Below are 19,333 nucleotides of genomic sequence, written 5' to 3' on the forward strand. Positions count from 1 at the left end.
GATTGGGACGGTCCGTAGCGCCGACCCGAACCCTAACGCTGAAGTTTAGGGTTACCAGTGTGTCTGTTCCTTGGACTCTTCCGAACAGGACACTAAGTCGACAAGTGGCGCACGTTCAACGAACACGCCGAACCTCCCGTTTTTCTTTTCACCCTATGTGATCAGCCGTAGCGCCGCCCAACCAGGGTGCTGGCCTGCACGGATACCCGTCAACTCCCCGATGACGCGGGGGCGGTGGGAACACTCACGTCGAAGTGCCGCGCGTCGGGCGTCGCTTTCATGAGGGCGGTGAGCGCGCGGGCCTTGCGCACACCCTGCTCACCGCTCCCCCACGACACGGTCCGGTCGCCGCTCAACTCCAGCGAGATGTCGTCGTAGGAACGGACCTTGACGACCTGTGTGTCCCGGGCGACCCGGCCAGGAAGCCGGCCGGCCACCCGCACCGCCTCGCGCACCAGGCGGTCGTCGTCGAAGCGGCGCAGACTCGCGGCGGCGGAGCCGGAACGGGCGGGTTCCAATTCCAGCACGGGCACGCCTTTCGGTGCCTTGGAAACCGTGGCGAAACGGACGCCTTCATCGTCCACTTCCACGAAGTTTCGGCCCTTTTGGGTAATCAGGACCGGAGTGCGCTCAGTCACTTTCAGTCCGATTCCGTGCGGCCAGGAACGCTCCACCTCGACCTCGTCAATGCGGGGCATTTTCCGGCGCAGCCGGGCCTCGACCGCCTCCGTGTCGACCGAGACCAGCGGGTCCCCGACCGGCACGTCGGCGGCCTCGCGCACCTGCGCGGGCGTCAGGACACGTGTTCCCGACACCGACACCTGTTCCAGTCGCGTCCAGTTCGAGCCGTAGAGCACCCAGACGGTTCCGCCCGCGACGCACACGAGCGCGACGGCGAGAATGATGATCGTACGAAGGCGAGGCGGGCGGAACCGGCGGGTCCGGGGCGGGCCGGACGACTCCTGCTGGCGTGCACCCCGCTCGGCGGTGGTCGGTCCGGCCACGCTCCCCTGCCTTCCGTCAGCGTCTAGCGACGCGCACCCGCGGCGATCGCCTCGTACACCATGCCGACGAGGAGGTCATCGGCGTCCCGGCGCCCGAACTCGGCGGCGGCGCGGGACATCTCGTACAACCGGTGCGGGTCGGCGAGCACGGGCAGGACGTTCTGCTGGAGCCACTCGGGCGTGAGTTCCGCGTCGTCGACCAGCAGGCCGCCGCCGGCCTTGACCACCGGCTGGGCGTTGAGCCGCTGTTCGCCGTTGCCGATGGGCAGCGGGACGTAGGCGGCCGGGAGCCCGACGGCGGAGAGTTCGGCGACGGTCATCGCGCCCGCGCGGCAGAGCATCATGTCGGCGGCAGCGTACGCGAGGTCCATCCGGTCCAGATAACTTACCGGGATGTACGGGGGCATTCCCGGCATCTGGTGGACCTGCGGCAGTTCGTTCTTGGGGCCGACCGCGTGCAGGATCTGGATGCCGGCCTGCTGGAGCCAGGGCGCGACCTGCTGCACCACCTCGTTGAGGCGCCGGGCGCCCTGCGAGCCGCCGGAGACCAGCAGCGTCGGCAGGTTGGGGTCGAGCCCGAACATCGCGCGGGCCTCGGGACGCGCGGCGGCGCGGTCGAGGGTGGCGACGGAGCGGCGCAGCGGGATGCCGATGTAACGGGAGTTGCGCAGCTTGCTGTCGGGAGTGGAGACGGCGACCTGGGCGGCGTAGCGCGAGCCGATCTTGTTGGCCAGTCCGGGTCGGGCGTTGGCCTCGTGGACGACGATCGGCACACCGAGCCGCTTGGCCGCGAGGTAGGCGGGCAGCGCCACGTAGCCGCCGAAGCCGGCCACGGCATCCGCCTTGGTGCGCTCCAGGATCTGCTCGGTCGCCTTGATGGTGCCGCGCAGCCGGCCCGGGACGGTGATCAACTCGGGGGTGGGCTTGCGCGGCAGCGGTACGGCCGGGATCAGCGCCAGCTCGTAGCCCCGCTCGGGCACCAGGCGGGTCTCCAGGCCGCGTTCCGTGCCCAGGGCCGTGATCCCCACGGTCGGATCCTGCCTGCGCAGGGCGTCCGCGAGGGCGAGCGCGGGCTCGATGTGGCCCGCGGTTCCTCCGCCGGCGAGTACGACATGCACCGAAATTCACCGCTCTCCGGACGAGCGCGCCGCCGAGGCGCGCCGTCGCATCGTGTTCCAACTCCCAGGGCTCCGCTTGGCAGCGGGTCCCCCGGCTCCCCGCTTTCTACCAAAGCGAGGTTGCCGCAACGCAAGCGCCGCCCGCGCACCGGGTTCGTCACGCGCGAAGGCGATCAGCAGCCCGATGGCGAACATGGTCGGCAACAGGGCGGAACCCCCGTAGGAGAACAGCGGGAGCGGAACACCCGCGATCGGCAGCAGCCCGAGGACCGCACCGATGTTGATCACGGCCTGGGCCGTGATCCAGGTGGTCACGCCTCCCGCGGCATACCTCACGAAGGGGTCCTCCGTGCGTCCGGCCACGCGGATACCCGCATAGCCTAGAGCCGCGAAGAGGGCGAGCACCGACAGCGTCCCCGCCAGACCCAGTTCCTCACCGGTGACGGCGAAGATGAAGTCGGTGTGCGCTTCGGGGAGTTGGCCCCATTTCTCCACACTGGCACCGAGCCCGGATCCGAACAGTCCGCCCGAGGCGAGGGCGTAGATGCCGTGCACGGCCTGCCAGCAGGAGTCGCCCGGTCCCGGGTCGGTGGCACCGAGGCAGTTGAGCCTGGCCATGCGGTTGGCGCTGGTCTTGATGAGGATGAAGCCGAGCAGCAGGGCGATCGAGAGCACGCCCGCGAACATCCGGGTGGGCGCCCCGGCCAGCCACAGCAGGCCGAAGAGGATCGCCGTGAGGATGATGGCGGTACCCATGTCGCCGCCGATCATGATCAGCCCGAGCAGCATGAAGGCGGCCGGCACCAGCGGCACCAGCATGTGCTTCCACTGGGTCAGGAGCTTCTTGTCGTGCTTGCGGGCGAGCAGGTCCGCGCCCCACAGCACCAGGGCCAGCTTGCCGAACTCGCTGGGCTGGATCTGGAAGGAGCCGCCCAGCGAGATCCAGTTCTGGTTGCCGTTGACCGCGACCCCTATCCCCGGCACCTGGACCAGGATCATCAGGAACACGGCCCCCGCGAGGATCGGGTAGGCCAGCGCCCGGTGCAGTTTGACCGGCATCCTCATGGCGGCGACCAGGAGGCCGGCGCCGATGAGCGCCGCGAGCGCCTGCTTGCGGAAGAAGTACGAACCGGGCAGCGACAGCTGGAGCGCGGTGATCTGGGACGCCGAGTAGACCATCACCAGGCCGAGCACGGTGATCAGCAGACTGCCACCGAAGATCAAGTAGTACGCGGTCAGCGGCCGGTCCCAGGCACGGCGCAGCCGGTGGTAGAGGCGGAGCACGGGGTTCTCGTGCGGCGGCCCCGGTGTGACGGGCCGCTTGACGGACCGCTGTACGGGCGGACGTCCGGTGCGGCTCTGGGGACTACCGGGCATCGCGGCCTCCGCTGTACGTCGGCATGGACCGTCCCACGCGTCCTCCCGAGTTCACCCGGCGGCAGGAGACGGCCGGGTCAGGCGCCGAGTTCGCGAACGGCCTGCGCGAACGCGTCACCGCGCTGGTTGTAGTTGGTGAACATGTCCATGGAGGCACAGGCCGGTGCCAGCAGCACCGTGTCGCCGGGCCGGGCGAGCCGCCGCGCCTCCTGGACGGCCTGGAGCATCGCACCAGTGTCGGTCCGGTCGAGGTCGACCACCGGTACTTCGGGCGCGTGTCGCGCCAGGGCTTCGCGGATCAGGGCGCGGTCGGCGCCGATGAGGACGGCGCCGCGCAGCCGCTTCGCCGCCCCCGCGACCAGTTCGTCGAAGGTCGCGCCCTTGGCCAGTCCGCCGGCGATCCACACGATCGACTCGTACGCCGCCAAGGAGGCCTCGGTCGCGTGGGTGTTGGTGGCCTTGGAGTCGTCCACGTAGGCCACCTCGTCCACGTCGGCGACGTGCGCGATGCGGTGGGCGTCCGGTGTGAAGGCGCGCAGCCCGTCCCGTACGGCGGCGGCGGAGACGCCGAAGGCGCGGGCGAGGCCCGCGGCGGCGAGGGCGTTGGCGATGTTGTGCGGGGCCGGCGGGTTGACGTCGGAGACCTCGGCCAGCTCCTGGGCGTTCTTGTGCCGGTCCTCGACGAAGGCCCGGTCGACCAGGAGGCCCTCCACGACGCCGAGTTGGGAGGGGCCGGGTGTGCCGAGCGTGAAGCCGACCGCCCGGCAGCCCTCCTCGACGTCGGCGGCGCGGACCAGGTCCTCGGTCGCCTTGTCGGCCACGTTGTAGACACAGGCGACCTGGTTGCCCTCGTACACACGGCCCTTGTCGGCGGCGTAGGCCTCCATCGAGCCGTGCCAGTCGAGGTGGTCCGGGGCGAGGTTGAGCACGGCGGCGGAGTGGGCGCGCAGCGAGGGCGCCCAGTGGAGCTGGTAGCTGGACAGTTCCACGGCGAGGACGTCGTACTCCTCCTCGCCGGTGACCGCGTCCAGCAGGGAGACGCCGATGTTGCCGACGGCGGCGGTGCGCAGCCCGGCCGCCTTCAGGATCGACGCGAGCATCTGGACGGTCGTCGTCTTGCCGTTGGTGCCGGTGACGGCCAGCCAGGGCGCGGCGTCCGGGCCGCGCAGCCGCCAGGCCAGCTCCACGTCGCCCCAGACCGGGACGCCGGCCTGCTCGGCCGCCGTGAACAGGGGCTTGGTGGGCTTCCAGCCGGGTGCGGTGACGATCAGCTCGGTGCCTTCGGGCAGGGTGTCGCCGTCGCCCAGGCGCACGGTGACGCCGAGCGCCTCCAGCTCCGCCGCCTGCGCGCGTGCCCGCTCGTCGGCGCCGTCGTTGACGACGGTGACGTGCGCGCCGAGCCCGTGCAGCACCTTGGCCGCAGGGACGCCGGAGACGCCGAGCCCGGCGACGGTGATGTGCTTGCCGGTGAATTCCGAAGGCACCGAGGAGGTCACTTGTCCGTTGCCCATCCCGCGTAGAAGAGACCGAGTCCGACGATCACGCAGATGCCCTGGATGATCCAGAAGCGGACCACGACAAGGACCTCGGACCAGCCTTTGAGTTCGAAGTGGTGCTGGAGTGGCGCCATCCGGAAGACCCGCTTGCCGGTGAGGCGGAAGGATCCGACCTGGATGACCACCGACATGGTGATCAGGACGAACAGGCCGCCGAGGATGGCCATCAGCAGTTCGGTGCGCGAGCAGATCGCCAGACCCGCGAGCACACCGCCGAGCGCGAGCGAACCGGTGTCGCCCATGAAGATCTTGGCCGGCGAGGTGTTCCACCACAGGAAGCCGAGGCAGGAACCCATCAGCGCGGAGGCGACCACCGCGAGGTCGAGCGGGTCTCTCACCTCGTAGCAGGCACCCGGGTTGGTCAGGGTCAGCGCGTTGGCGCAGGACTCCTGGAACTGCCAGACGCCGATGAAGGTGTAGGCGCCGAAGACCAGGACGGAGGCGCCGGTGGCCAGGCCGTCCAGGCCGTCGGTGAGGTTCACGCCGTTCGACATCGCGAGGATCATGAACAGCGCCCAGATGACGAACAGCACCGGGCCGATGGTCCAGCCGAAGTCGGTGATGAACGACAGCTTCGTGGACGCCGGGGTGTTGCCCCGGTTGTCCGCGAACTGCAGCGCCAGCACGGCGAAGGCGATGCCGACGGTCAGCTGGCCGATCATCTTCGCCCTGGCCCGCAGGCCCAGCGAGCGCCGCTTGACGATCTTGATGTAGTCGTCGAGGAAGCCGACCAGGCCCATGCCCACCATCAGGCCGAGCACCAGCAGACCGGAGAAGGTCGGCCCCGCGTCGATGTCCGGGTCCAGATAGCTGGTGATGCCCTTGGCGAGGAAGTACGCGACGACCGTCGCCAGGATGAAGGCGATGCCACCCATGGTCGGCGTACCGCGCTTGCTGGCGTGCTCGCGCGGTCCGTCGTCGCGGATGTACTGGCCGTAGCCCTTGCGGGCCAGGAGCTTGATCAGCAGCGGGGTGCCGACCAGCGTCAGGAAGAGGCCAATGACTCCTGCGAACAGGATCTGCTTCATCATCGGGCGGCAACCTCACCCTCGGCGCCGGTCTCCAGCAGCGCCGTGGCGACGCTCTCCAGACCCACCGAACGGGACGCCTTCACGAGCACGACGTCCCCCGGGCGCAACTCGCTGCGCAACAGGTCGACCGCCGCCTGTGCGTCGGACACGTGCACCGACTCCTCACCCCACGAACCCTCGTTATATGCGCCCAGTTGCAGCCATTGGGCTTCCCTGCCCCCGACCGCGACGAGCTTGCTGACGTTGAGCCGGACGGCGAGCCGTCCGACCGCGTCGTGCTCGGCGAGCGCCTCGTCCCCGAGCTCGGCCATCTTGCCGAGCACCGCCCACGTACGACGCCCCTTTCCCATGGCCACCAGCGCACGCAGTGCGGCCTTCGTGGACTCGGGGTTCGCGTTGTAGGCGTCGTTGACGACCGTCACGCCGTCCGGGCGCTCGGTGACCTCCATCCGCCAGCGGGAGAGGGAGCCCGCCTCGGAGAGCGCGGTGGCGATCTCGTCTGCGGACATGCCCAACTCGTGGGCGACGGCGGCCGCGGCGAGCGCGTTCGACACGTGGTGCTCACCGTACAGGCGCATGGTCACATCGCTTGCACCGGAGGGTGTGTGAAGGCTGAAGGAAGGCTGTCCGGTGTCCGTGAGTCGCACGTTCTCGGCGCGAACGTCCGCTTCGCCGGACTCTCCGAAAAGGATCACCTTCGCCTTCGTTCGGGAGGCCATGGCCCGTACGAGCGGGTCGTCCGCGTTGAGGACCGCGGTGCCGCCCTCCTCGGCCGGCGGCAGCGCCTCGACGAGTTCGCCCTTGGCCTGGGCGATCTGTTCCCGGCCGCCGAACTCGCCGATGTGCGCGGAGCCGACGTTGAGGACGAGACCGATCCTCGGCGGGGTCAGCTCGCACAGGTACCGGATGTGGCCGATGCCGCGGGCGCCCATCTCCAGGACGAGGAACCTGGTCTCGTCGGTGGCGGTGAGCGCGGTGAGCGGCAGCCCGACCTCGTTGTTCATGGAACCGGGCGTGAAGACCGTGGGCGCCTTGCGGCGCAGCACCTGGGCGATCAGGTCCTTGGTGCTGGTCTTGCCCGCCGACCCGGTGAGGGCCACGAGGGTGGTGCCGAGGCGGCGTACGACGTGCCGGGCGAGGGCGCCGAGGGCGGTCTGGACGTCGTCCACGACGATCGCGGGCACGCCGACGGGGCGGGAGCCGAGGACGGCCACCGCACCCGCTTCGACGACCTGCGCGGCGTAGTCGTGGCCGTCCACCCGTTCGCCCACGAAGGCGACGAAGAGGCTGCCGGGCACCGCTTCCCGGGAGTCCCGGACGACCGGCCCGGTGATCTCGGCGGAGGCGTCCGGTATGTCGTGCATCCGCCCGCCGACGACTTCTGCGATCTCGGCGAGTGAGAGGGTGATCACAAGTTCGTCCCCTGGATCGGGATCAGGATCGGCTGGATCATTCGGGATCTCATCCCTGGTTCTTCTGGATGGCTTCGCGGAGCACCTGGCGGTCGTCGAAGGGACGAACGACCCCGGCGATGTCCTGGCCCTGCTCGTGGCCCTTGCCGGCCACCAGCACCGTGTCGCCGGGCTCCGCCCGGGCGACGGCGGCGGCGATCGCGGCGGCCCGGTCCTCGAAGACCTGCACCTCGCCGCGCTCGTGCGCGGGCACGGACGCGGCGCCCTGGAGCATGGTCGCGAGGATCGCGAGGGGGTCCTCGGAGCGGGGGTTGTCGGAGGTCAGTACGGCGGTGTCGGCGAACCGGGCCACGGCGGCGCCCATCGGCTCCCGCTTGGTGGTGTCCCGGTCGCCGCCGCAGCCGAGCACCACGTGCAGCCGGCCTTCGGTGACCTTGCGCAGGGCCCGCAGCACCGACTCGACGGCGTCGGTCTTGTGGGCGTAGTCGACCACCGCGAAGAAGGGCTGGCCCTCGTCCACGCGCTCCAGCCGGCCCGGCACGCCCGGTACGGCGGCGACACCGTCGGCGGCGCTCTGCGGATCGAGTCCGGCGGTGGCCAGGGCGACGATCGCGGCGAGGGTGTTCGCCACGTTGAACGGCCCGGCCAGCGGCGACTTGGCGGCGATCCGCTCGCCCTTGGGCCCGAGCACGGTGAACGTGGAGTCCAGCGGGCCGACCTCGACCTCGTCGGCGCGCCAGTCGGCGTCGGGGTGGCCCTCGGCGGAGTAGGTGACGACCGGGACGGTGGCCTCGCGCGCGAGCCGGCGGCCGTACTCGTCGTCGACGTTGACCACGCCGAGTCTGCTGCGCTCGGGGGTGAAGAGCTGCGCCTTCGCCTGGAAGTAGTCCTCCATGCCGGAGTGGAACTCCATGTGCTCCGGGCTGAGGTTGGTGAAGACCGCGATGTCGAAGACGCAGGCGTCGACGCGGCCGAGCACCAGGGCGTGGCTGGAGACCTCCATGGCGACCGCCTCGGTGCCGCGCTCGCGCATGACCGCGAACAGCGCCTGGAGGTCGGTGGCCTCGGGCGTGGTGCGCTCGGACTTGATGCGCTCGTCGCCGATGCGCATCTCGACCGTGCCGATCAGGCCGGTGGACTTCGCCGTGCGCAGCCCGCCCTCGACGAGGTAGGCGGTGGTGGTCTTGCCGGAGGTGCCGGTGATGCCGATCTGGAGCAGGTCGCGGCCCGGGTGGCCGTAGATCGTGGCCGCCAGTTCGCCCATCCGCGCGCGCGGGTCGTCGACGACGAGCGCCGGCAGGCCGGCGGCGGCCGCCCGCTCCGCGCCGGCCGGGTCGGTCAGCACGGCGGCCGCGCCGAGGCCGGCGGCCTGGGTGACGAAGTCGGCGCCGTGGAGGCGGGCTCCGGGAAGGGCGGCGTAGAGGTCACCGGGGCGGACGGCACGCGAGTCGTGGGTGATGCCCGTGATCTCCGCGGAGCCGTCCGGCGCGGGGACACCCAGCTGATCGGCGAGTTCCGCGAGGTGTGTGGCGGAGATCCGCACCGGCCGGGGCGGTCCCGGGTATGTCACGGGGTGGCCCTTCTGGGTGGTTTGGGACTGATCAGGGTGTGGCACGGCGGTGAGCGTACCGGGAGTACCCGCTTCCCGGCGAAGCGAGGGCTGGGAGGAGGCCTGGGAGGCGCTCCGGTTCCCGGGGTCGGGGGTGATCGTTGTCACGGGTGGTTCCTGGTGGCTCGGTACTGAAACGGCGCTGGCTCGGTACGGGCTCGGTGCGGGGCGGGGGTCACGGCTCAGGGTTCGAAGGTGACCGGGAGCCTCGCGGGGGCGGCCCCGGTGGGCGGGACCTGGAGGGTCTTCAGGGCGAACTCCATGACCTGCTTGTAGATGGGGCCGCAGATCTGGCCGCCGAAGTAGCTGCCCTCGGTGGCGTTCTGGATGGCGCAGTAGACGGTGACGCGGGGCTTGTCGGCGGGGGCGAACCCGGCGAACGACGAGGTGTAGCCGTGGTACTTGCCGGTGGCCGGATCCACCCGGTTGGCCGTGCCCGTCTTGCCCGCCACCCGGTAGCCGGGGATCCGGGCCTTGGTGCCGGTGCCCTCCTCGTCGTCGACCACGGACTCCAGCATCTGCGAGAGGGTCTTGGCGGTCTTCTCGCTGGTCACGCGAGTCTTCTTGGGTTCCGGGGCGGGGGTGAAGCGTCCGTCGTCGCCCTTGGTGCCGCGGACGAGCGTGGGTTCGATCCGGACGCCGCCGTTGGCGATGGTCGAGTAGATCGAGGCCGCCTGGAGCGCGTTCACGGAGACGCCCTGGCCGAAAGGAATCGTGTACTGCTGCGAGGTCGACCACTGGCCGGGCGGCGCCAGGATGCCCTTGGTCTCCCCGGGGAAGCCGAGCCCGCTGTAGCCGCCGAGGCCGAACTTGCGCAGGTAGGAGTAGAGCACCTGGTTGGCCTCGGCCTGGGTCTTGCCCAGTTCGCCGGTGGCCATGATCGTGCCGATGTTGCTGGACTTGGCGAGCACACCGTTGAGCGTGAGGTACCAGGTCGGGTGGTCGATGTCGTCCTTGAACAGCCGGTCGCCGCGCTTGAGCCGGTTGGGGACGGTGATGTGGGTGCCCGGGGTGGCGACGTTCTCCTCCAGCACGGCCGCCATCGACAGCACCTTGGCGGTGGAGCCCGGTTCGAAGGCGTCCTGGAGGGCGGCGTTGCCCAGCGCTTTCGGGTCGGCGTGGGCGAGGTCGCCCGGATCGAAGCCCGGCGAGTTGGCCATGGCGAGGATCTCGCCGGTCTGCGTGTCCTGGACGATGACGTAGCCGCCGTCCGCCTTGGACTTCTCCACCTGCTCGCTGATGGCGTGCTGCGCGGCCCACTGGATGTCGCGGTCGATGGTCAGCTCGACGTCGCTGCCGGGCACGGCCGGGGTCTCGGTGGAACCGGCGGTGGGCACCTGGCGCCCGCCGGACTGCGCGTAGCGGATCTTGCCGTCCTCGCCGGCCAGCGTCTTGTCCAGCTTCCGCTCCAGGCCGCCGCCGCCCTTGCCGTCGGCGCCGACCCAGCCGAGGATGCCGGCGGCGAGGTCGCCGCCCGGGTACACGCGCTTGCTGCTGGGGTCGGCGAAGACGCCCCCGAGTACGTTGACCGTCGACCTGTCTGTCTCCGCCTTCGTGGTGAGCGCGGTCTTCAGGTCCTTGATCTGGTTCCAGACCTGGGGGGTCTGCCGGCGCGCGAGGCGGACGTAGCGCAGGTCCTTGTTCTTCGGGCGGAGCACCTTGGCCAGCTGCTCCTGGTCCTGGCCGAGGATCGGTGCGAGGAGCGCCGCCGCCTGCTCGGGCCCGTCGTCGACCTTCAGCTGCTCGCGGGTGAACATCGTGGGGTCGGCGGTGATGTCGTAGGAGTCCACGGTGGTCGCGAGGGCGACGCCGTTGCGGTCGGTGATCCCGCCGCGCTCGGCGGGCAGGGTGTGCACCACGTAGCGGTTCTGCTCGGCCTTCGCGGAGTACGTGCCGGCGTCGACGGCCTGCACCTGGAGGAGCCGGACGACGAAGGCGGCCAGCACCAGGGTCAGCGCGAGGCCGATCATGCGCAGCCGGGGGCGCGGGCTGCCCGGCCGGAAGGCGCGGGGCGCCGGCCGGGGCGGTCCTGGCCTGCGGGCCGGCCGGGAGCCCAGACCCGGGCGGCGCCCGCCGCCGGGGCGGACGGGCCTCGCGGGTCCGGGCACCCGGCGGCGCGGCGGTTCCCTGTCGGACACTTCCGTCACCTGCCGGGAGTCGGGGTCGGGGTGGGCGTCGCCGCTGCGGTGGGGGTGGCGGCTGTGCTGGGTGTGGCCGCGGTGGTGGGCGTGGGGGCCGGTGCCGACGGCTCGGTGTAGGGCGAGGGCGTGCCGGTGGCCGCGCCGGCGGACGTCGAGGCGAGCGCCTCGGGGGCGAGCACGAGCGGGGTGGCGGCGGCGGGCGCCGGGCTGGGCGCGCCCTTGACGGTGCCGTCGGGGTCGAGGAAGGCGGGGTCGCCGCCGGGCACCATTCCCAGTTCGCGGGCGCGGCGCTGGAGGGCGCCGGGGGCGGAGTAGGCGTCGATGTCCCGTTGGAGCGCCTGTTCCTCGTCGGTCAGCTCCTTGGTGCCCTGCTTGAGGTCGTCCAGCTGGAAGGAGCCCTCGCTCAGGGCGGAGTTCAGCACGAGGAGCACGATGAGGCCGCCGCCGAGGAGGGCGACGACCAGGAGGACGAAGGGCGCCCGGGCCGCCTGGCCCCGGGTGCCGCCGGTGGGCAGGAGCCGGGCGAGCCGGGCCGCCCTGCCCTTCAGTTCGGGTTTCCTGCTCACGTGCCCTCCCCCCGGCCCGGGATGGGCCGTCCGCACCCGTGCCTGGCCTGCCTCGTTCGGTCCACCCGAGGGACTCCCATCACCCGAGGGACTCCCTGATGCGCTCGGCGCCGCGCAGCCGTGCCGGTGCCGCGCGCCGGTTCTCGGCGATCTCCTCCTCGGTGGGGAGTTCGGCACCGCGGGTGAGCAGCTTGAGCCGCGGTGCGTAGCGTTCGGGGACCACGGGCAGGCCGGGCGGCGCGGTGTTGGCGGCGCCGGCCGCGAACACCTGTTTGACCAGTCGGTCCTCCAGTGAGTGGTACGACAGCACGGCGATCCGTCCGCCAACCGCGAGGGACTCGACGGCCGCCGGGATCGCCCGTTCCAGGACCGACAGCTCGCCGTTCACCTCGATGCGCAGGGCCTGGAAGGTGCGCTTGGCCGGGTTGCCGCCGGTGCGCTTGGCGGCCTGCGGCAGCGCCGCGCGGATCAGCTCCACGAGGCGGGCACTGTTGGTGAACGGCTCCTTCTCGCGCTCGCGGACGACCGCGGACACGATCCGCTTGGCCTGCTTCTCCTCGCCGTACGCGCGCAGGATGCGGACGAGTTCGCCGGGCGGGTAGGTGTTGAGGACCTCGGCGGCGCTCATGCCGGTCGTCTGGTCCATCCGCATGTCGAGCGGGGCGTCCTGGGCGTAGGCGAAGCCGCGGTCGGCCTCGTCGAGCTGCATGGAGGAGACGCCGAGGTCGAACAGCACGCCCTGGACGCGGGGGACGCCGAGCCGGTCGAGCACGTCGGGCAGCTCGTCGTAGACGGCGTGCACGAGGGTGGCGCGCTCGCCGTACGGGGCGAGCCGCTCGCCGGACAGGCGCAGGGCCTCCTTGTCGCGGTCGAGCGCGACGAGCCGGGCCTCGGGGAAGCGTTCGAGGAGCGCCTCGCTGTGCCCGCCGAGCCCCAGCGTGCAGTCGACGACCACGGCTCCCGGCTCCTGAAGGGCGGGCGCCAGCAGGTCCAGACACCGCTGGAGCATCACCGGGACGTGTCGACTCTGGCTCAAGTGGGGCGGCCTCTCAGGTCCGGCGCGGCGTCACGCACTGCCGGGTCCCCTCCCGCTCGCATCTGAAGGGGAGGCCTGCCGGCGCCAAGAGCGTCGGCCGGCCGGGAGCGGGAGGAGGCCGAGCCGTACGTACGCGCCGCGCACGTGGGGAGATCTGGCGGGACGTCGCCCAGGTCTCCGGGGAATTCAGTCCAGCAGGGAGGACCTCGCCTCCCGCTTCGCGTCACTTTAGTCCACCGTGTCGCCCGGTCAATCAACCGGCCTGCGCGTCGCGGACCCCGGCGTCCGCAAACCGGCGTCGCGCCGCTTTTCACTCGTACGGCCGCGTCCGCTCCGCCCTGTGGGTTGGCTCACAACAAGCCTCGATGACGTTCTTTGTCCCGCTTCACAGCGGGCCACGGGCGGGGACGGCCAGTAACGTCATGGATATGACGACTTCTGCATCGGTACCCGCTGGCCCCGAATCCGCCATAGTGGCCGACCACACCGTCACCGACCGGCTCGTCGAGGCGAACGAGCGCTACGCCGCCGCGTTCACCGACCCCGGGATGGACGCCCGGCCCGTACAGCGCGTGGCGGTCGTCGCCTGCATGGATGCGCGCCTTGACCTGCACGCCGCGCTCGGTCTGAAGCTCGGCGACTGCCACACCATCCGCAACGCGGGCGGTGTCGTCACCGACGACGTGATCCGCTCCCTGACGATCAGCCAGCGGGCGCTCGGCACCCGCAGCGTGGTCCTCATCCACCACACGGGGTGCGGCATGGAGTCCATCACCGAGGAATTCCGGCACGATCTGGAGCTGGAGGTCGGCCAGCGTCCGGTGTGGGCGGTGGAGGCCTTCCGGGACGCCGACCAGGACGTGCGGCAGTCGATCGAACGGGTGCGCACCTCGCCGTTCCTGCTGCACACCGAGGACGTGCGCGGTTTCGTCTTCGACGTGAAGACCGGCCTGCTGCGCGAGGTCGCCCCGGCCTGATCCGGCGGCCCGCCCCGACGTCCCGCGGTGCAAGCTCCGCAAAGGCCGTAAGGGCCGACATATCGCGGCCAGTTGTCCACAGGCGAGTGACACGAATCGGTAACGGCGGCAAGAATGCGGGAAGTGGCGTCGCGCGGAACTTTTTCCGGGCGGTGTCCGTGATTCGGGGTGGGCCGGTCCGCGGTGCGGGGCCTGCCCGGCAAGTTGGGGAACCTCCACTTCCCAGGGAGTGCGGGGCAAGGCCGAGGAGGGCCGGGTGACGACCTATGACGATCGAGCGAGCCTCACTGATCTGACCGCGGTGGTCGAGCGGGTACGCGGTTCGGTGGAGGACGTGATCGAGGGCAAGCCCGAGGTCGTACGGCTCTCGCTGACCGTGCTGCTGGCCGAGGGACACCTGCTGATCGAGGATGTGCCGGGGGTCGGCAAGACCATGCTGGCCAAGGCGCTGGCGCGGTCCATCGACTGCTCCGTGCGCCGGATCCAGTTCACGCCGGACCTGCTGCCCTCGGACATCACCGGGGTGTCCATCTGGGACCAGCAGCGCCGGGACTTCGAGTTCAAACCGGGCGCCATCTTCGCGCAGGTGGTGATCGGCGACGAGATCAACCGCGCGTCGCCGAAGACGCAGTCGGCGCTGCTGGAGTCGATGGAGGAGCGCCAGGTCACCATCGACGGCCAGACCTACGAGCTGCCCAGCCCGTTCATGGTGGTGGCGACGCAGAACCCGGTCGAGATGGAGGGCACCTACCCGCTCCCGGAGGCCCAGCGGGACCGCTTCATGGCCCGGGTCTCCATCGGCTATCCGAGCCCGGAGGCCGAGCTCCAGATGCTCGACGTGCACGGCGGGGTCAACCCGCTGGACGATCTGCAGCCGGTGGCGCACGCGCACGAGATCCTGAAGCTGATCGAGGCGGTCCGCGGTGTCCACGTGGCGGACCCGGTCCGGCGGTACGCGGTGGACCTGGTCGCGGCCACCCGCGCCCACCCCGACCTCAGACTCGGCGCCTCGCCGCGTGCCACGCTGCATCTGCTGCGCGCGGCGAAGGCGTCCGCCGCCCTGAGCGGCCGGGAGTACGCGCTGCCGGACGACGTGCAGGCCCTCGCGGTCGCCGTGCTGGCCCACCGGCTGCTGCCGACCGCGCAGGCCCAGCTCAACCGCCGCACCGCCGAGCAGGTCGTCGAGGAGATCCTGCAGCGCACCCCGGTGCCCGCGGCGCCGCAGCAGCAGACGGGCTTCGGCGTGGGCCGCGGCACGTCGGCGTACGGTCAGCAACCGCCGCGGAGGCTGTGATGGACGCCGGGGGGACGGACCGGCCCGAGGCCGACCGGGGCGAGGGCGGCGGTGTCCGGACCGCCCTGGCCGGTCTGACCACCCGTGGGCGCTCCTTCCTGGCCGCCGGCATCGCGGCCGCGGTCTGCGCGTACGTCCTGGGGCAGAGCGATCTGCTGCGGGTCGGGCTGCTCCTGGGGGCCCTGCCGCTGGTCTGCGCGGCCGTGCTCTACCGCACGCGGTACCGGGTCGCGGGCAGTCGCCGGCTCTCCCCCGTGCGGGTGCCCGCGGGCAGCGAGGCCCGGGTCCACCTGCGCGTCGACAACGTCTCCCGGCTGCCCACCGGTCTGCTGATGCTCCAGGACCGGGTGCCCTACGTGCTCGGCCCGCGCCCCCGCTTCGTACTCGACCGGGTGGAGCCGGGCGGCCGCCGCGAGGTGTCCTACCGGGTCCGCTCCGACCTGCGCGGCCGGTACCCGCTGGGCCCGCTGCAACTGCGCCTGACCGACCCGTTCGGCCTGTGCGAGCTGACCCGCTCCTTCTCGACGTACGACACGCTGACCGTGATCCCGCGCGTGGAGGCGCTGCCGCCGGTGCGGCTGAGCGGTGAGGCGAAGGGGTACGGCGAGGGCAGGCAGCGCTCGCTGGCCCTGGCCGGCGAGGACGACGTGATCCCGCGCGGGTACCGGTACGGCGACGACCTGCGCCGCGTGCACTGGCGCTCCACCGCGCGCTACGGCGAGCTGATGGTGCGCCGCGAGGAGCAGCCGCAGCGGGCCCGCTGCACGGTGCTCCTCGACACCCGGGTGGTGGCCTACGAGGGTGCGGGCCCCGACTCGGCCTTCGAGTGGGCGGTGTCGGGCGCCGCGTCCGTGCTGGTGCACATGCTGGAGCGGGGCTTCTCCGTCCGGCTGCTCACCGACAGCGGCAACTCGGTGCCGGGCGAGGGCGCCGACGGCTTCGCGGGCGCGAGCCAGGGCACGGCCGACGCGGCCGGGCTGATGATGGACACCCTCGCCGTGATCGACCACTCCGACGGCACGAGTCTGTCGCGGGCGTACGACGTGCTGCGCGGTGGGAACGAGGGGCTGCTGGTGGCGTTCTTCGGCGACCTGGACGAGGAGCAGGTCACGGTGGCGGCCAAGATGCGGCAGCGCAGCGGCGGCGCCGTCGCCTTCGTCCTGGACAGCGAGACCTGGGCCCGGGAACCGGCCGACGCGCCCGGCCCGTTGGACAGGGGCGGGGAGCGGCTGCGGATGCTCCGCGAGTCGGGCTGGACCGCCGTGACCGTGCCCCGGGGTGCCACCGTGGAGGAGCTGTGGCGCCTGGCCGACCACGAACGCACCACCCTCACCACGCCGACCGGCGGAAAGGGGATGCGATGAGCGCGCGGGAGGCGACGCGATGAGCGGGCGGGCGCGGTTGGCCGTGTGTGCGTGGGCGGCCACCCTGATGGCGGCCTGTGCGTTGTTGCCGTTGGTCGAGCCGGCCACGTGGATCCTGCAGGCGGCGGTCCTGCTGGCGGTGCAGTCGGCAGTGGGCGCGGTGGCGCGGCGGGTGCCGCTGGCGCGGCCGCTGACCATCGCGGCGCAGGCCCTGGTCACACTGCTGCTGCTGACCCTGGTCTTCGCCCGGCAGCAGGCGCTCGCCGGGCTGCTCCCCGGCCCGCAGGCCTTCCAGCGCTTCGCCGACCTCCTCCAGCAGGGCGGCGACGACATCGCCCGGTACGCGATCCCGGCGCCACTGGAGTCCGACGGCATCCGGCTGATGCTGGTCGGCGGCGTCCTGGTGATCGGGCTGCTGGTGGACACCCTCGCGGTGACCTTCCGCAGCGCCGCCCCGGCCGGCCTGCCGCTGCTCGCCCTCTACTCGGTGGCCGCTGGGCTGTCCGAGGGTGGCGCCGACTGGCTGTGGTTCCTGGTCGCGGCGGTCGGCTACCTGATGCTGCTGCTGGCCGAGGGGCGCGACCGGCTCTCCCAGTGGGGCCGGGTCTTCGGCGGCGCGGCGCGCGCCCCGGGCCCGGAGCAGGGGCGCGCCCTCGCCCCGGTCCGCACGGGACGGCGCATCGGCGCCTTCGCGCTGGGCATCGCCCTGGTGGTGCCGCTCGCCCTGCCCGCGATGGACGGCGGGCTGCTGGACGGCGCCCGCGGCGGCGTGGGCTCCGGCACCGGTGGCGGCGGCACGATCTCCGCGGTGAACCCGCTGGTGTCCCTGCGGGACAGCCTCAACGTCAACGAGGACCGCCAGGTCCTCTCCGTCCAGACGGACTCCGAGGACCTGTCCAGCCTGTACCTGCGCATCGTGTCCCTGGACGACTTCGACGGCACCACCTGGAAGCCGTCCAAGCGGCACATCACCGCCGTGCCGGACGGCACGTTCCCCACCCCGGCGGGGCTCGGTCCCGACATCAAGCGCACCGAGACCCGGACCCTGGTCTCGGCCGCCGACTGGTACGCCCAGGACTGGCTGCCCATGCCCTACCCGCCCAGCGGCGTGCGCGTCGCGGGCAACTGGCGCTACGAACCCGTCGGCATGACCCTGGTCGGCGATCACGGCCAGAACACCCGCGGGCTGAGGTACGAGGTACGCAGCCTGAACGTGCAGCCGACGGCGGAGCAGCTCGCCGCGGCGCCCCAGCCCTCGGCTGCGCTCCTGCGCGAGTACACGCGGCTGCCCGACTCACTGCCCGCGGTGGTCTCCCGGACCGCCCGCGAGGTCACCGCCGGCGCCGCGAACCCCTACCAGCAGGCGGTCAGGCTCCAGGAGTACTTCGCGATCAACGGCGGCTTCGAGTACGACACCCAGGTCAAGGTCGGCAGCGGCTCGGACGCGATCGCCCGGTTCCTGAAGGACAAGGAGGGCTTCTGCGTCCACTTCTCCTTCGCCATGGCGGCGATGGCCCGCTCCCTGGGCATTCCGGCCAGGGTCGCGGTGGGCTTCGCGCCGGGCTCCCCGCAGGCGGACGGCTCGGTGTCCGTGGGGCTGCGGGACGCGCACGCGTGGCCCGAGGTGTACTTCGAGGGCGTGGGCTGGACCCGCTTCGAGCCGACACCGACGCGTGGCTCGACGCCGTCGTACACCATCACGGACCGGCCGGGCAGCTCGGTGCCGGACCCGGCGCTGCCGTCGCAGAACACGGAGACGGAGCCGTCGGCGGCGCCCTCGTCGAGCGACACCTGCTCCCCGCAGGACAAGAAGCTGGACGCCTGCTCCACCGAGTCCGCGGTGGCCGTGCCCGTCACCGGCGGCGGCGGACCGCAGTGGTACGCGCTGCTGGCCTGGGCCCTGGCCGGGCTCGCGGTGCTGCTGATCCCGCTCGCCCCGATGCTGTGGCGGCTGCGGGCCCGGGCGGTACGGCTCGGTTCGCACGGCCGCGGTGCGGCGGACGCCGCCCCGCACACCCTCGCGGTGTGGCAGGAGCTGACCGACACGGCGTGGGATCTCGGCATCCCGCCCCAGGAGTCGCAGACCCCGCGCAAGGCGGCGGCCCGCATCGTCCGGCTGGGCCGGCTGGAGCCGACGGCCGCGCAGGCGGTCCATCGGGTGGCGGACGCCGTGGAGCAGGTCCTCTACGCGCCGCAACCGCGTCTGACGGCTGGACTGACGGAGGACGTCCGGCTGGCGGCCGCCGGTCTGCGGGCCGCGGTCGGCCGCGGCACCCGGCTGCGCGCACGGTTCGCCCCCCGTTCGGCCATTCGGGTGACCTGGACGGTGTCGGCCCGCTGGACGGCCCTGAAACGACGAGCCGCGGCGGCCCGCCCGGTATGGCGAAAAACGTCGGACCAACAGGGCTGAGGCCGAGGGCCGGACGGCTGAGCCCATGGGCCTGGATGAGCCCGTCGGCCGGTTGGGCCCGGCCTGTCGGCCGTTGGCCGGAGCGGCGGCGGCCGTGGTCCGGTGGAGCAGAGCCCCGTCGGCAGAGCGGCTGAGCCCGTCGGCCGGGCGACTGAGGCCGCCGAAGGTGGAGCTGAGCCCTTCGGCCGGGTGATTGGGCCCGTCGGCCGGACAGCTGAGGCCGTGGGTCAGTGCGGCAAACCCGTCGGCCGATAGGACGAAGCCCGGTCGGTCGGGCGGCCGAGACCACCGAAAGTGGAGCTGAGCCCTTCGGCCGGGTGACTGGGCCCGTCGGCCGGGCGACTGAGGCCGTGGGTCAGTGCGGCAAACCCGTCGGCCGATAGGACGAAGCCCGGTCGGTCGGGCGGCCGAGACCACCGAAAGTGGAGCTGAGCCCTT

14 protein-coding genes are annotated in these 19,333 nt (G+C 72.0%); 4 read left to right on the forward strand and 10 right to left on the reverse strand.

All coding sequences use genetic code 11. From position 1 onward, the window contains the following. Positions 1–209 precede the first annotated feature (209 nt). The 10 genes from ftsQ to rsmH form a co-directional block, all read right to left on the reverse strand. Positions 210–1,004 carry a cell division protein FtsQ gene (gene ftsQ / locus ACZ6IM_RS26675; protein ID WP_052841474.1) on the reverse strand — a complete coding sequence of 265 codons (795 nt, stop codon included), beginning with the start codon at positions 1,002–1,004 and terminating at the stop codon, positions 210–212. Positions 1,005–1,027: 23 nt separating this feature from the next. Then, positions 1,028–2,122 carry an undecaprenyldiphospho-muramoylpentapeptide beta-N-acetylglucosaminyltransferase gene (gene murG / locus ACZ6IM_RS26680; RefSeq protein ID WP_052841473.1) on the reverse strand — a complete coding sequence of 365 codons (1,095 nt, stop codon included), beginning with the start codon at positions 2,120–2,122 and terminating at the stop codon, positions 1,028–1,030. A 6-nt stretch (positions 2,123–2,128) separates the two neighbouring features. Continuing rightward, a complete protein-coding gene (ftsW, locus tag ACZ6IM_RS26685; RefSeq protein WP_052841472.1) occupies positions 2,129–3,499 on the reverse strand; it encodes a putative lipid II flippase FtsW in 1,371 nt (456 codons plus the stop codon). 77 nt (positions 3,500–3,576) lie between these two features. Continuing rightward, entirely contained in the window at positions 3,577–4,983 is a 1,407-nt protein-coding gene (gene murD / locus ACZ6IM_RS26690) for a UDP-N-acetylmuramoyl-L-alanine--D-glutamate ligase (RefSeq protein WP_469559671.1), read from the reverse strand. 8 nt (positions 4,984–4,991) lie between these two features. Next, positions 4,992–6,083: a phospho-N-acetylmuramoyl-pentapeptide-transferase gene (gene mraY, locus ACZ6IM_RS26695; protein ID WP_052841470.1), complete on the reverse strand. Its 1,092-nt coding sequence runs from the start codon at positions 6,081–6,083 to the stop codon at positions 4,992–4,994. Then, positions 6,083–7,498, reverse strand: coding sequence for a UDP-N-acetylmuramoyl-tripeptide--D-alanyl-D-alanine ligase (locus tag ACZ6IM_RS26700; protein ID WP_052841469.1), 1,416 nt, complete (start codon positions 7,496–7,498; stop codon positions 6,083–6,085). The genes mraY and ACZ6IM_RS26700 overlap by 1 nt, the downstream gene beginning before the upstream one ends. Positions 7,499–7,547: 49 nt before the next feature. Further along, positions 7,548–9,068, reverse strand: a complete 1,521-nt coding sequence (locus ACZ6IM_RS26705; protein ID WP_469559674.1) for a UDP-N-acetylmuramoyl-L-alanyl-D-glutamate--2,6-diaminopimelate ligase — start codon at positions 9,066–9,068, stop codon at positions 7,548–7,550. A 221-nt stretch (positions 9,069–9,289) separates the two neighbouring features. Next, positions 9,290–11,254, reverse strand: a complete 1,965-nt coding sequence (ftsI, locus tag ACZ6IM_RS26710; protein WP_469559677.1) for a cell division protein FtsI — start codon at positions 11,252–11,254, stop codon at positions 9,290–9,292. After that, complete coding sequence (gene ftsL, locus ACZ6IM_RS26715) at positions 11,251–11,814, reverse strand: cell division protein FtsL (RefSeq protein WP_052841466.1); 564 nt, start codon at positions 11,812–11,814, stop codon at positions 11,251–11,253. The genes ftsI and ftsL overlap by 4 nt, the downstream gene beginning before the upstream one ends. A gap of 79 nt (positions 11,815–11,893) precedes the next feature. Further along, the gene (rsmH, locus tag ACZ6IM_RS26720; protein ID WP_469559680.1) at positions 11,894–12,850 is read right to left on the reverse strand and encodes a 16S rRNA (cytosine(1402)-N(4))-methyltransferase RsmH; all 957 of its coding nucleotides are present in this window, start codon (positions 12,848–12,850) and stop codon (positions 11,894–11,896) included. Positions 12,851–13,278: 428 nt separating this feature from the next. Here rsmH and ACZ6IM_RS26725 point away from each other — a divergent pair, with 428 nt between their 5' ends. The 4 genes from ACZ6IM_RS26725 to ACZ6IM_RS26740 all read left to right on the forward strand — a co-directional run bounded on the left by ACZ6IM_RS26725 (position 13,279) and on the right by ACZ6IM_RS26740 (position 18,895). Beyond that, positions 13,279–13,827, forward strand: coding sequence for a beta-class carbonic anhydrase (locus tag ACZ6IM_RS26725; RefSeq protein ID WP_052841464.1), 549 nt, complete (start codon positions 13,279–13,281; stop codon positions 13,825–13,827). Positions 13,828–14,083: 256 nt separating this feature from the next. Next, positions 14,084–15,121: an AAA family ATPase gene (locus tag ACZ6IM_RS26730; protein WP_052841605.1), complete on the forward strand. Its 1,038-nt coding sequence runs from the start codon at positions 14,084–14,086 to the stop codon at positions 15,119–15,121. Further along, positions 15,121–16,485 carry a DUF58 domain-containing protein gene (locus ACZ6IM_RS26735; RefSeq protein WP_469559684.1) on the forward strand — a complete coding sequence of 455 codons (1,365 nt, stop codon included), beginning with the start codon at positions 15,121–15,123 and terminating at the stop codon, positions 16,483–16,485. The genes ACZ6IM_RS26730 and ACZ6IM_RS26735 overlap by 1 nt, the downstream gene beginning before the upstream one ends. Before the next feature lie 19 nt (positions 16,486–16,504). Next, positions 16,505–18,895 carry a transglutaminase domain-containing protein gene (locus tag ACZ6IM_RS26740; protein ID WP_052841462.1) on the forward strand — a complete coding sequence of 797 codons (2,391 nt, stop codon included), beginning with the start codon at positions 16,505–16,507 and terminating at the stop codon, positions 18,893–18,895. Positions 18,896–19,333: the final 438 nt, after the last annotated feature.

The sequence above is a fragment of the Streptomyces sp. NPDC042336 genome, assembly GCF_055581985.1.

Bases quoted from the DNA above. Each gene is read 5' to 3' on its own strand.
- ftsW (WP_052841472.1), bottom strand. From the start codon at position 3,499: ATGCCCGGTAGTCCCCAGAGCCGCACCGGACGTCCGCCCGTACAGCGG.
- mraY (WP_052841470.1), bottom strand. From the start codon at position 6,083: ATGAAGCAGATCCTGTTCGCAGGAGTCATTGGCCTCTTCCTGACGCTG.
- ACZ6IM_RS26725 (WP_052841464.1), top strand. From the start codon at position 13,279: ATGACGACTTCTGCATCGGTACCCGCTGGCCCCGAATCCGCCATAGTG.
- ACZ6IM_RS26735 (WP_469559684.1), top strand. From the start codon at position 15,121: ATGGACGCCGGGGGGACGGACCGGCCCGAGGCCGACCGGGGCGAGGGC.
- ACZ6IM_RS26740 (WP_052841462.1), top strand. From the start codon at position 16,505: ATGAGCGGGCGGGCGCGGTTGGCCGTGTGTGCGTGGGCGGCCACCCTG.